Origin of the sequence: Streptomyces sp. NPDC005761 (assembly GCF_040630635.1) — a bacterium.
Lineage (GTDB): Bacteria > Actinomycetota > Actinomycetes > Streptomycetales > Streptomycetaceae > Streptomyces.
Genome location: NZ_JBEXXX010000002.1, coordinates 246453 through 259340, shown reverse-complemented (window position 1 = coordinate 259340; position 12888 = coordinate 246453). Strand labels below are relative to the sequence as shown.

The 12888-nt window shown below is 72.5% G+C and carries 11 protein-coding genes; 4 read left to right on the top strand and 7 right to left on the bottom strand.

The window, feature by feature from the left end; genetic code table 11:
- Positions 1-199: 199 nt before the first annotated feature.
- From ABZ434_RS03350 to ABZ434_RS03340, 3 genes are read left to right on the top strand one after another with little or no spacing between them, the layout of a single operon-like run.
- A complete protein-coding gene (locus ABZ434_RS03350) occupies positions 200-1018 on the top strand; it encodes a YceI family protein (protein ID WP_359131749.1) in 819 nt (272 codons plus the stop codon).
- Between the two features lie 26 nt (positions 1019-1044).
- Positions 1045-1515 carry a PPOX class F420-dependent oxidoreductase gene (locus tag ABZ434_RS03345; protein ID WP_359131748.1) on the top strand — a complete coding sequence of 157 codons (471 nt, stop codon included), beginning with the start codon at positions 1045-1047 and terminating at the stop codon, positions 1513-1515.
- A complete protein-coding gene (locus ABZ434_RS03340) occupies positions 1461-2453 on the top strand; it encodes an NAD(P)-dependent oxidoreductase (protein ID WP_359131747.1) in 993 nt (330 codons plus the stop codon). Before ABZ434_RS03345 ends, ABZ434_RS03340 begins: the two co-directional genes overlap by 55 nt.
- A 176-nt stretch (positions 2454-2629) precedes the next feature.
- Here the strand turns inward: ABZ434_RS03340 and ABZ434_RS03335 are convergent, their stop codons facing one another.
- Positions 2630-3406 (bottom strand): TetR/AcrR family transcriptional regulator, encoded by a 777-nt coding sequence (locus tag ABZ434_RS03335; RefSeq protein ID WP_359131746.1) that lies wholly within the window; start codon positions 3404-3406, stop codon positions 2630-2632.
- Positions 3407-3499: 93 nt separating this feature from the next.
- Positions 3500-5023 (bottom strand): MFS transporter, encoded by a 1524-nt coding sequence (locus tag ABZ434_RS03330; RefSeq protein ID WP_359131745.1) that lies wholly within the window; start codon positions 5021-5023, stop codon positions 3500-3502.
- Positions 5024-5163: 140 nt separating this feature from the next.
- Between ABZ434_RS03330 and ABZ434_RS03325 the strand changes: the two genes are divergently transcribed.
- Positions 5164-6027: an endonuclease/exonuclease/phosphatase family protein gene (locus ABZ434_RS03325; protein ID WP_359131744.1), complete on the top strand. Its 864-nt coding sequence runs from the start codon at positions 5164-5166 to the stop codon at positions 6025-6027.
- 3 nt (positions 6028-6030) lie between these two features.
- On the opposite strand, the gene ABZ434_RS03320 is transcribed toward ABZ434_RS03325, so the two are convergent.
- The 5 genes from ABZ434_RS03320 to ABZ434_RS03300 form a co-directional block, all read right to left on the bottom strand.
- Positions 6031-8205, bottom strand: a complete 2175-nt coding sequence (locus tag ABZ434_RS03320) for a glycosyltransferase family 39 protein (protein ID WP_359131741.1) — start codon at positions 8203-8205, stop codon at positions 6031-6033.
- A complete protein-coding gene (locus ABZ434_RS03315) occupies positions 8202-9548 on the bottom strand; it encodes a bifunctional glycosyltransferase family 2/GtrA family protein (protein ID WP_359131740.1) in 1347 nt (448 codons plus the stop codon). The genes ABZ434_RS03320 and ABZ434_RS03315 overlap by 4 nt, the downstream gene beginning before the upstream one ends.
- Positions 9549-9574: 26 nt before the next feature.
- Positions 9575-11164 carry a HAMP domain-containing sensor histidine kinase gene (locus ABZ434_RS03310; protein ID WP_359131739.1) on the bottom strand — a complete coding sequence of 530 codons (1590 nt, stop codon included), beginning with the start codon at positions 11162-11164 and terminating at the stop codon, positions 9575-9577.
- Between the two features lie 4 nt (positions 11165-11168).
- On the bottom strand, positions 11169-11909 hold the full coding sequence (locus ABZ434_RS03305; protein WP_136329682.1) for a response regulator transcription factor: 741 nt from the start codon (positions 11907-11909) through the stop codon (positions 11169-11171).
- Positions 11910-11998: 89 nt separating this feature from the next.
- On the bottom strand, positions 11999-12874 hold the full coding sequence (locus ABZ434_RS03300) for an amidohydrolase family protein (protein ID WP_359131738.1): 876 nt from the start codon (positions 12872-12874) through the stop codon (positions 11999-12001).
- Positions 12875-12888 lie beyond the last annotated feature (14 nt).

The following is a 12888-nucleotide window of genomic DNA, read 5'->3' as shown; positions in this document are numbered from 1 at the left end:
ACACCCCGGACACGTAAGACCCCTGGCGGGACGGCACTTCGAGCGGAGAGTCTGTCCAGGCCGGCGGAAAATGGGCCCCGGCGGTGGGGACGGCAGGCAGGGGACGGCCTGCCGTCCCCGCCCCGGGGCCCGACTCATCGAGTGACCCGTTCCGGGAGCGGACGGGCCATTCAGCAAGGACGCAAGGAGAGAAAACGGGATGGGACTTCGCGCACAGGTACGCACGCGGGACGGCTGGGCCGTCCAGCACGCGGTCGTGACGGTCACCGACATGACCGGTACGCAGGTGCTGCGGGCCGCCGCCGACGAGGACGGCACGGTGCGGACCGACGCACTGCTGTCCGCCGGCGCGTACACCGTGATCGTGACGGCGGTCGGGTACGCCCCCGCCGCCTCCACCGCGCTCGTCACGGCGAGCGGCCGGGTCGAGGCCGGAACGGTGATACTGGCCCGGCAGGGGGGCGTGGAGCTTCCGCCGCCGGGTGCCTGGTCGCTGGATCCGGCGCACTCCTCGGTGGGCGCGGTCGCGCAGCACCTGGGCATCTCCAGCGTGCACGGCCGGTTCACCGACTTCGGCGGCCGGATCGAGATCACCGAGGACGTCCAGCACTCCCGCGTGGACGCGGTCATCAACGCGGCGAGCATCGACACCGGCAACGGCATGCGCGACAAGCACCTGCGGTCGCCCGACTTCCTGGACACCGACCGCTTCCCGGAGATCACCTACCGCTCCGGCGGACTGACTCCGGCGGGCCCCGACCGCTGGACCGTGCACGGCGAGCTGTCGCTGCACGGTGTGAACCGTCCGGTCGACCTGGACCTGAGCTACCTCGGCACCGGTCCGGACCCGTGGGGCGGCGTCCGTGCGGCGTTCAGCGCCACGGCCGAACTGCGCCGCGAGGACTTCGCCATGAACTACAACCAGGTCGTCCAGGCGGGCATCTCGGCGATCGGCACGACGCTGCGGATCGAACTCGACATCCAGGCGGTACAGGGCGATTCCCTGCCCGCCACCTGACGGCCCGCGGTCGTAGGGTCGGTTCCATGGCAACCAACATCGCGACCAACACCGCCGTGGAACTCGACGACTTGCTGGCGTTCGTACGGCCCCGGCACCGGGCGATCCTGCTGACCACCCGGTCCGACGGCCGCCCCCAGGGCTCGCCGCTCACCTGCGGCGTCGACGACGCCGGCCGGATCGTCGTCTCGACGTACCCCGAACGGGCCAAGACCCGCAACGCCAAGCGGGACGAGCGGGTGAGCGTGATCGTCCTGTCGGACGAGTGGAACGGGCCGTGGGTCCAGATCGACGGCTCGGCCGAGGTGATCGCCTCACCGGATTCGGTCGAGCCGCTCGTCGAGTACTTCCGGAACATCTCGGGGGAGCACCCCGACTGGGACGAGTACCGGGCGGCGATGGTCAAGCAGGGCAAGTCGATCATCCGGATCACCCCCGAGCGATGGGGGCCGATCGCCACGGGCGGCTTCCCCGCACACCTGGCCTCGGACAGCTGACCGGGGTGGCGGTCTCCCTGCCCCGGCCCGAACCGCTCGCCCGGGCCCGGCTGCTGGCCGGCCCCGAAGTGAGCCCCTCGGCGGCCGAGGCCCTGGGGCGGGCGGCCGGGCGGCCCGTGGAGCGCGACGGTTCGGCCGACGGCGGTCCCTTCGTGTACGTGGGGGCCTCGCTGCCCGACGCGCTGCGCGGGGACGGCCTGCTGTGGTTCCACAGCGTGAACGCCGGTACGGATGCCCTGCTGGGCGCCGGGCCGTGGCACGCCGGGGCGCTGCTCACCCGGACGGTGGGCCGGATGGGCGAGCGGATCGCGCAGTACGTGCTGGCCTGGGTGCTGGCCGAGTGCCAGTCCGTCCCGGAGTTCGCCGCGCAGCACGCCCGCGCCGAGTGGTGCCGCATCCCTTCGGAACTCGTCGCCGGACAGACGGCCGTGGTGCACGGCACCGGCCGGATCGGTTCGGCCGTCGCCGGGCTGCTGCGGTCGTGCGGCATCCGGACGGTGGGCGTGGCCCGCACCCGGCGCGCGGTGCCGCCGGGCTTCGACGCGCTGGCCGTGGCGGACGAGCCGGTGGCCGCCCGCTGGGTGGTCTCCGCGCTCCCGCTGACCGGGGCGACGGCCGGGTACTTCGGGGCGGCCCGGTTCGCCGGCATGGGCGGGGCCACGTTCCTCAACGTGGGCCGGGGTGCGACCGTCGACCTGGTGGCGCTGGAGGCGGCGCTGCACGCGGGATCGGTGGGGCGCGCGGTGCTCGACGTGCTGCCCGACGAGCCGGCCGCGCCCGGCGACGCCTGCTGGCGCCTGCCCCGTACGGTGATCACCTCGCACTCCGCGGGCATCACGGCGGACGAGGACATCGTCGCGGACTTCGCCGCCTGCCTGCGGGAACTGACGGCGGGCCGGGTTCCCGCGCTCACCGTGGACACGGACCGCGGCTACTGACGGGGACAGCTCCTAAGGGCTGTCCCGCAATTCCTGGTGGATCAGCGCGCGGCGTCAGATGCGGTGCATCGCAAGGCGGAGAGGCGCCCGCATGCTGGATGTATTCGGGCGTTTCGACAACGCGGCGAGGTGCCGTAGCTGTCGTCGTGCGCCCGCCAGGAATTGCGGGACAGCCCTTAGGCGTCCGCGGACCGCTCCCGCTCGCGCATCGCGTCGATGCCCGCGATGAGCAGGTCGAGCGCGAACGTGAAGTCCCGCTCGTACATCTCGTCCACGGTGTCGGCGCCCCGCGCCGTGATGAGGTCCTGCGAGGTCTCCACGATCCGGCCCAGCTGCGGCTGGCCCCGGATGGCCGACATCGCCTGCTGGAAGTACTCGTCCTGGGTGAGCCCCGCCTCGGCGCTGCGCTGAGCGAACTGGGCCTCGACGGTGCCGAATCCGTACACGAACTGGAAGACCGCGGAGAGCGCGCCGGTCTGCCGGCGCAACGGCAGACCGGTCGCGCGGATCGCGTCCTGGATGGCGTACGCCATGAGCATCGCGTGCGGACCCATGTTGAGGAACTTCCCGGTCAGCGGCGAGACCCAGACGTGCCGGACCAACAGCTTCCGGTACGTGGCCGCCAGCGCGCGCAGCCGCACCTCCCAGGGGCCGTCCTCCCCCGGTGGCTCGATCTCGCTGTAGACCGAGTCGAGGGCCAGTTCCAGCAGGTCGTCCTTGGTGTCGACGTACCAGTAGAGGGACATCGCCGTGACGTCGAGCTCGGCGGCGAGCCGGCGCATGGAGAACTTGGCCAGTCCCTCGGCGTCCAGCAGCCGGACCGTTGCGGCGGTGATCCGGTCGCGGTCGAGCCCCGCGGGCTGGTCCGATTTCCTGGCGCGCGAGGGTGGCCGGTGGTTCAGCCACACACTGGTCCGGGCAGGGTCCTTCGCGCGGTCGGCCGCGGACACCATGGCGCACTCCCTCGTCTCGCCGGTGGGGCACCCCGGACACATGCCCTCCACGCCGGAAGCGGAACAGTACGGTCCGGTGGGCCCCGTCCGATGCTATGCCGCTGCCGCGGCCGGTTCAGCCCGATCCGATTCTCCTCGCTCGGCCCGGCGCAGCAGCACCGCGGCCAGCAGGCCGCCGGCCAGCACGGCCACGGCCCCGACCAGCATGCTGGTCTCCAGGCCCGAGGAGAACGCGTCGGTGATCCGCTGCCGCTCTCCCTCTCCGCCCGCCGCGGCCAGGGCGGCGGGCAGCGAGGCCGCGCCGACGGCCGACGGGACGAGCGCCGCGAAGCGGGAGTTCAGGACCGCGCCGAGCACCGCGACCCCGAGGCCGTTGCCGCACTCGGCGAGGGTGCCGTTGACGCCGGCGCCGACGCCGGCCTTCTCGGGCGGGATGGCGCTCATGATCGCGTTGGCCATGGCGGGCATGGCGAGCGCGATGCCCGCGCCCATCACGACCAGCCCGAGCAGCGTCCCGCCGTAGCCGTCCCCTCCCAGCAGCGCGATCGCGCCCAGTCCCGCGGCGAGCAGCCCCATCCCGGAGGCGATGGTGACGGGCGTGCCGAGCCTGGGCACCAGCCGCGCGCCCAGCCCGGTGAGGTTGAGCGCGACGACGCTCAGCGCCAGCGGTGCCGTGCGCAGGCCGGCCTCCAGCGGGCCGTAGCCGAGCACGAACTGGAGCTGCTGGGTGAGCAGGAAGAGCGAGCCCCCCATCCCGAACGCGACCAGGATCGCGCCCGCGACCGCGCCGATGAAGCGCTGGTTGCGGAAGAAGTGCATGTCCAGCATCGGGTACGGGATGTGCAGCTCCCACAGCACGAAGCCGGTGAGGACGGCCACGCCGACGAAGGCGGTGAGCAGCACCCGGCCGGAGGTCCAGCCGTGTTCCGGCCCGGAGATGATCGCGTACACGACCGCGGCCATTCCGATGGTGGAGAGCAGCGCGCCGAGCAGGTCGGGGCGCTCGCCGCTCGGGTTCTTCGACTCGGGGACCAGCCGGGCCACGGCCACCAGGCCGATCACCGCGACCGGGATGTTGATCAGGAAGATCGCGCCCCACCAGAAGTGGTCGAGCATGACCCCGCCGATCAGCGGCCCGACGGCGAAGCCGAGGGAACTGACGGTCGACCAGATGCCGATCGCCTTCACCCGTTCGCTGTCGTCGAAGATCTGGACGACGACGGCCAGGGTCGTGGTCATCAGCAGCGCTCCGCCGATGCCCATGCCGGCCCGGGCGGCGATCAGCTGGGCGGACGACTGGGCGAGCCCGGCCACCAGCGAGCCGATCCCGAACAGGGCGAGCCCGGCGATGAGCATCTTCTTGCGCCCGTAGCGGTCGGCCGAGCTGCCCGCGGTCAGCAGGAGCCCCGACTGGACGAGCGAGTAGGCGTTGATCATCCACTGCACATCGGCGGTGGAGGCGTCCAGCTCCCGGGTGAGGGAGGGGATGGCGACGTTGAGGACGGTGTTGTCCAGCAGCACGGTGAGCTGGGCGAGGCAGATGACGCCGAGGATCAGCCAGCGCTGCGGATGGCTCGGCGCCGCGAGGCGGTTCGGCTCGGCGGAGGTCGCCGTCATACGGACTCCCAGGCGTTCGGTCGGCTTCTTATACGGTGTACAGGAACGAGATGTACACCGTATAGCTGTGCAGGGGACACATACAACCGGCTTTCCCGCGGTACGTTTCCGGTCGCTGATCCGACTAGGGCTGGAGTGGCATGTCACTGCGTCGTCGTACGGTGGAAGTCCTGCTGGCCGCAGGCCTGTTGGGGACGGCGATCGCGCCGCCCGCGGCAGCCGCGGGGCACGGTCAGGGGCAGCTGGTGCCCCTGCGCGTCGCCACGTACAACATCCATGCGGGGGCCGGCATGGACAACGTCTTCGATCTCGACCGGCAGGTGGCCGAGCTCCGCTCACTGGACGCGGACGTGATCGGGCTCCAGGAGGTCGACGTCCACTGGGGCGACCGCAGTCAGGGGCGGGACCTGGCGGCCGAGCTGGCGCGGCGGCTGGGCATGCGGGTGTCGTTCGCCCCGATCTACAGCCTCGATCCGGCGGCTGCGGGCGCCCCCAGACGGGAGTTCGGCGTCGCCGTGCTGTCCCGGCACCGGTTCGTGAGCGCCGAGAACCACGACATCACCCGGCTCTCCACCCAGGACCCGAACCCGGTCCCGGCGCTCGCGCCCGGCTTCGGCGAGGTCGTGCTGCGGGTGAGGGGGGTCCTCGTGCACGTGTACGCGACGCACCTGGACTACCGCGGCGACCCGTCCGTCCGGATCGCCCAGGTGGCCGACACCCGCCGGATCATGGCGCAGGACCAGGAGTCGGAGCGGCGGCCGGTCCACCAGATCCTGCTCGGCGACTTCAACGCGGCCCCGACCGCTCCGGAACTGGCCCCGCTGTGGGAGACGCTCACCGACGTGGAGCCCGGCGGCCCCACCTACCCGGCACTGAACCCGGTCCAGCGGATCGACTACGTGGCGGTCTCGAGGAACACCGTCCGGGTACGCGACGCGGCGGTGGCCGAGACACTCGCCTCGGACCACCGCCCCGTTGTCGCGGACCTGTTGCTGCGGCGCTGAGCCTCAGCTGCTCGCGGGCCGGGTCAGGTCGTAGAACGTGGCGCTGCCGACCGTGACCTCCTCGTAGGTCTTCTGCACCCAGGTGGAGATCTGCGACGAGGTGCCGCTGCTGCCGCCCATGCCGCCACCGCCGCCCGTGCCACTCGAGATGAAGTAGTGGATCCGGCCGTCCTCGGCGTACTTCTTGAACTGGGAGAGCGTCGGGGAGGGGTCGCTCCCGTTGAAGCCGCCGATCGCCATCACCGGGTCGCCGGTGGCCAGCTGGTAACTGGCGGCGTTCTGCGAGCCGATGGCCGCGGCGGCCCAGGTGTAGTCGTCGGCGTCCGTCTCCAGGAGCTTCTTGGCCTCGGCGCCGACGGATGCGCCGTTGAGCAGTCCGCCCATGCCGCCACCGCCACCGCCTCGGATGCCTTCACCCGTGCCGGGCACCGCTCCGGGCTGCTGCCCGTTCCGCGCCGTGCCGGGCATGCCCTGGTTCTGGCCCTGGCCGGGCGGGGTGACGGTCGGGGGCTGCCCCATGCCGCCGCCCTGCTGGTTGCCCCGCTGGGCGCCCTGCCCGGGAGGCTGCATGCCGCCACCACCGGGGCCACGGCCACCGCCCCCGCCGGGGCCGCCCATCCCGCCGGAGGACGGGCCCGCCGTGACGATCGAGCCCTGGTGTCCGGTGTTCAGCGTGCTCACGGTGTACGCGGTCGGGCCGGCCAGCGAGGCGGCGAAGCCCAGGCCCACGGCGGTGAGCGCCAGTTGGCGCCCCAGCCGGGCGACGAACAGCAGGCCCAGCGCACCGACGGTCCCGACCGCGAGCACCGTGGGCCGCAGCCACGGCTGGTAGTCCGGGGTCCGCCCCAGCAGCACGTAGGACCAGTACGCCGTCTCGCCCACCGTGACCGCGAGCGTGGCACCCGCCCACCAGCGGGACCGCTCCTCCCACAGGACCGTGGTGCCCATGCCGATCAGCGCCGCGAGGTAGGGGGCCAGGGCCACCGTGTAGTACTGGTGGAAGATGCCGGCCATGAAGCTGAACACGGCCGCGGTCATCAGCAGCGAACTGCCCCAGGCGAGAAAGGCCGCCCGGGCCGGGTCCGTCCTCCCCCGGCGCTTGACGCCTGGGAGGTCCCCCCCTGCCCGCCAGGTCAGCCAGACACCCGCGACCAGCAGGATCAGTGCGGCGGGCAGCAACCAGGAGATCTGGCTGCCGATCTCGGAGTTGAACATCCGGCCGATGCCGGTCTCGCCCCACTGCCCGCCCGAGCCGCCGCCCGGGCCGCCGCCACCGCCCACGCTGCCGGTCTCCTCGCCGTTGATCCGGCCGAGCCCGTTGTAGCCGAAGGTCAGCTCCAGGAACGAGTTGTTCTGCGATCCGCCGATGTAGGGCCGCGAGGAGGCGGGCCACAACTCGACGACCGCCACCCACCAGCCGCCGGCCGCGGCCATGGCCAGCGCCGAGAGGCCGAGCTGGCCGAACCGCCTGCGTACGGAGACCGGTGCGCCCACCGCGTACAGGACGGCCAGCGGCGGCAGGATCAGGAAGGCCTGCAGCGTCTTGGAGAGGAACGCCAGACCGACGGCGACGCCCGCCCAGACCAGCCACTTGGTGCGGCCGTTCTCCATCGCACGCAGCACGCAGTAGACGGTGACGGTCATCAGCAACGCCAGCAGCGCGTCCGGATTGTTGAACCGGAACATCAGCGCGGCGACGGGCGTGAGCGCGAACACCGCCATGGTGATCAGCCCGGCGGCGGCGCTGAAGCGGCGGCGTACGGAGGCGTAGAGCACGCCTGCCGTGGCCGCACCCATCAGTACCTGGGGGGCAAGGATCGCCCAGGAGCTCAGACCGAAGATCCGTACCGACAGCGCCATCGGCCACAGCGTGGCCGATGGCTTGTCGACGGTGATGGCGTTGGCCGAGTCCAGCGAACCGAAGAAGAAGGCCTTCCAGCTCCGGCTGCCTGCCTGCACGGCCGCGGAGTAGAAGGAGTTGGCGTAGCCGGACGCGCTGAGGTTCCACAGGTACGCCAGCGTGATGACCAGCACGAGGGAGAGGAAGGCCGGGCGCACCCAGCGGGGGTCCTCGGGCCGGCCGCGCCACACGCGGTGCGGCAGCGAGCCGCCCGTCAGCCCGTGGGGCGGCGAGCCGGCCGTCCGGGGCTGGGCCGGGAGGTGATCGAGCGTGGTCATCGGACGTTCCTCAGTTCGTGGTGGGTGTCGTCGGCCGGCCCGGCGGCCGGGCGGGGCGCCGGGGCGTCCGCCGGGCGCCCCGCGTCACCGCCCCGGTCGCGGTCCGGGAAGACCCAGGCGCGGAAGAGCAGGAAGCGCAGCACCGTCGCCGCGAGGTTGGCCGCGACCAGCACGGCGAGTTCGGTGCCGTGCGAGGGCGAACCCGAGGCCGCGCCCAGCGCGGCGAGCGAACCGCTCGTCAGGGCCAGCCCGATGGCGAAGACCACCAGGCCCTGTGCCTGGTGGCGCACCGCTCCACCCCGGCCGCGTACTCCGAAGGTGAGCCGCCGGTTGGCTGCGGTGTTGGCGACGGCCGACACGAGCAGCGCGCCGCCGTTGGCGAGCTGCGGGCCGACGCCCTGCCGGAAGAGCGAGTACAGGGCCAGGTAGACGAGCGTCGAGAAGGCGCCCACGACGCAGAATCCGACCAGTTGCCGGGCCAGTCCGCCCGGCACCCCGCCGATTCCACGGTCGCGCGGGTCGTCGCCGAAGGGCCGCGCCAGCCGGTCCAGCGGCAGTGCGCCGACGGCCAGCGCGCGCCCCACCCGCCACACGCCCTTCAGGTCCTCGGTGGCGGTCCGCACGATGTGCACGGTCGAGTCCGGGTCGTCGACCCAGTCGACCGGCACCTCGTGGATGCGCAGCCCGGCCCGCTCGGCGAGCACCAGCATCTCGGTGTCGAAGAACCAGCCGGTGTCCTCGACCATCGGCAGCAGCCGCTGTGCGACATCGCGCCGGATCGCCTTGAACCCGCACTGTGCGTCGCTGAAGCGGGCGGCCAGCGACGAGCGCAGGATGATGTTGTAGGCCCGCGAGATGAACTCCCGCTTCGTCCCCCGCACCACCCGCGAGCTGCGTGCCAGCCGCGAGCCGATCGCCAGGTCCGAATGCCCGGAGATCAGCGGCGCGACGAGCGGCAGCAGCGCGTTGAGGTCGGTGGACAGGTCCACGTCCATATAGGCGAGGACCGGGGCGTCGGAGTGCGACCAGACGGTGCGCAGCGCCCGTCCGCGGCCCTTCTCCTCCAGCCGGTAGGCGCGCACCCCGGGCAGCGCGCGGGCGAGGCGCTGTGCCACCTCGGGGGTCCGGTCGGTGCTCGCGTTGTCCGCGACGGTGATCCGGAAGGCGTAGGGGAAGGTGCGTGCCAGATGGTCGTGCAGCCGCAGCACGCACGGCTCCAGGTCCTTCTCCTCGTTGAATACGGGTACCACCACATCGAGTACGGGGGCACCTGCCGCACCGCCCGCGCCGGCCAGGAGGTGGTCCCGGGCCGGCAAGGTGCTCCAAGGAGTGTCTGTTCGCATGGCTTCGACACTCGCCAACCCCGCTGTCACACCCGTGTGGTGAGCCTGTGGTCCGACTGTGAGTAGGAGGGGCCGCCTCCGTACGGTGCTCCCGGCCCGCGGTCCGCCGGCAGATGGACGGCGAACACCGTGTCCCCCGGTACCGAACGCACCTCGGCGACCCCGCCGTGCGCGGCGGTGACGGCCTGCACGATGGCGAGCCCGAGCCCGGTGGACCCGGCATGCCGGGAGCGCGAGGCGTCACCTCGCGCGAACCGCTCGAAGACGTGCGGCAGCAGCTCGGCCGGGATGCCCGGGCCGTCGTCCTGGACCTCCAGGGTCACCCACGGGTGCCCGGCCTCCGCGCGCACCCGGGCCGTGACCGTGGTCCCGGGCGGGGTGTGCGTACGGGCGTTGGCCAGCAGGTTGACCAGCACCTGCTGGATCCTGGTCGGGTCGGCGCACACGGTCGCGGGCGACGCCGGGAGGTCGAGCCGCCAGTGGTGGGTGGGCCCGGACCCGTCCCCGGAGGCGGCCCGGCCCGTGACGCGGGCGTCGCTCACCGCGTCTACGACGAGCGGTGAGAGATCGGTGCTCTCGTACGAGAGCGGCCGGCCCGCGTCCAGCCGGGCGAGCAGCAGCAGATCCTCCACCATCCCGGTCATGCGCTGCGCCTCGGACTCGATCCGCCCGAGCGCGTGCCGGGTGTCGGGTCCGGCGTTCTCCCGCCCGCGCCGGGTCAGTTCGGCGTACCCGCGGATCGAGGCGAGGGGAGTGCGCAGCTCGTGGCTGGCGTCGGCGACGAACTGGCGCACCCGCATCTCGCTCCTCTGCCGCGCGTCCAGGGCCGAACCGACGTGGCCCAGCATCCTGTTGAGGGCCGCGCCGACCTGGCCGACCTCGGTGCGCGGGTCGGCCTCGGCGTCCGGGACCCTCTCGAAGAGGGCGACCTCGCCGCTGTGCAACGGCAGTTCGGAGACGCGCGTCGCGGTGGCGGCCACCCGTCGCAGCGGTCGCAGGGCGACGCCGACCATGGCGGCGCCCGCGATCCCGGCGGCGATGAGCCCGGCGCCGGTGACGCAGACCTCGACGAGGATCAGGGTGCTGAGGGCGCCGCTCACCTCCGAGGTCGGGATGCCGACCAGGACGGTCGTGCCGTCGCTCGCGGGGGCCGCGGCCTGCACCCGGTAACCCCCCAGCCCGGGCAGCTCGACGTCGTGCGCCCGGCCGTCCGCGGGGACGTGGGCCGCCTCCAGCGCGGCCTCCTGCGCACCGGTCAGCGGCTCGGTGTTCTCCGCGGTGTCGAAGCCGCCGGCCTTGGCGACCGCCGAATCGGTGACCTCGCCGTCCGCGGTGAGCGCCCCGAACGTCCTGAGCGGCTGGCCGCCGCCCATGCCGATGAAGCCGAGCGGATCCTTGGTGCTGTCCTTGGGCCCGCCGGGTCCGGGCGCACCCGGCACCCGGCCGGCCCGGATCGCTATGTCGCGCAGCTGGCCGTCCAGCTTCCCGTACATGTAGGTGTGGAAGGCGATGGCGGTGACCGTGCCGATCACGGCCGCGACGACCGCGATCAGCGAAACCGCCGAGACGACGAGCCTGGTCCGCAGCGTCCACGGACCCCTCCGCGGCCGTGTCACGCCGCTACTCACCGGGCTTGATGAGATACCCCGCGCCGCGCCGCGTGTGGATCATCGGCGTCCTGCCGGCGTCGATCTTCTTGCGCAGGTACGAGATGTAGAGCTCGACGACGTTGGCCTGCCCGCCGAAGTCGTAGTTCCAGACCCGGTCCAGGATCTGCGCCTTGCTCAGTACCCGGCGCGGATTGCGCATGAGGAAGCGCAGGAGCTCGAACTCGGTCGCGGTGAGGTGGATGTTCGCGCCGCCCCGGCTCACCTCGTGGCTGTCCTCGTCCAGCATCAGGTCACCGACGACGAGCGTCGACTCGCTGCGTACCGCCGCCGTGCCGGACCGCCGGATCAGGCCGCGCAGCCGGGCGACGACCTCCTCGAGGCTGAACGGCTTGGTGACGTAGTCGTCCCCGCCGGCCGTGAGCCCGGCGATCCGGTCCTCCACGGAGTCCCGGGCGGTCAGGAACAGCACGGGCACCTCGGAGAGCTCCCGGCGCAGCCGGCCGAGCACGGCGAGCCCGTCCGTGTCGGGCAGCATCACGTCGAGGATCACCGCGTCGGGCCGGAACTCCCGGGCCGTACGCAGGGCCCCGGCCCCGTCCCCCGCGCTGCGGACCTCCCAGCCCTCGTAGCGCAGCGCCATGGAGAGCAGCTCTGCCAGCGGGGCCTCGTCGTCCACGACCAGCACCCGGACAGGGGTCCGGTCCGGCCTGAGCAGTTCGGTACGCCCCTGGGGCGAGGTCGTCGTCGTCATGGCCCCACCCTGTGAGACGCCCCTGAGAGAGTTCTTTCCCGAGTCTGTGAATTCCCTGAGAAAGCCCGCGGGCGGCGGCCACTGCCGCCTCAGCAGTCGAAGAGCGCCTTCGCGTTGTCGTGACAGACCGCCCGCAGCCAGTCGTCCCCGAGCCCCAGCCGCTCCAGGGCGTGCAACTGGTGGGCGTACGGATACGGGATGTTCGGGAAGTCCGTCCCCAGCAGGATCCGGTCCCCGAGCGCCGCGAGCCGCCCGCGCTCCGCAGCCGGGAAGGGGGTGAAGCCCTCCGTGAAGTCGGTGAACGCCATCGTCGTGTCGAGCCGCACCTCCCGGTACGTCTCGGCGAGCGCCAGGAACTCCGCGTACTCCGGCATCCCCATGTGCGCCACGATCAGCCGCAGCCGGGGATGCCGGGCGAGCAGCCGGCCGACCGGTCCGGGCCCGGTGTGCTTCCCGGGAGCGGGCCCGGACCCGCAGTGCATCACCACGGGGACCCCGGCCTCGGCGAGCAGTCCCCACACCGGCTCCAGCAGCGGATCGTTCGGGTCGTACGCCCCGACCTGGAGGTGCGACTTGAAGACCCGTGCCCCGTCCTCGACCGCCTCCGCCACGTACTTCTCGACGCCCTCTTCCGGAAAGAAGGTCGCGGTGTGCAGACAGTCGGGCACCCGGCCGGCGAAGCCGGCCGCCCAGTCGTTCAGCCAGGTCGCCATGCCCGCCTTGTGCGGGTAGAGCATCGAGGTGAACCGGAGCACGCCGAACGAACGCAGCAGCGCGAGCCGTTCGTCCTCGTCGTGCCGGTAGGCGATCGGCCACTCCATCCCGGTCAGCGGCCCGACCGAGTCGAAGTACGCCCAGACCTTGCGGAGCACCTGCTCCGGCATGAAGTGCGTGTGCACGTCGATGATCCCGGGCAGTCCGAGGCGCTCCCGGAACCGCACCACGTCATCGCGTTCGTCACTCATACGGCGCTCCCTCG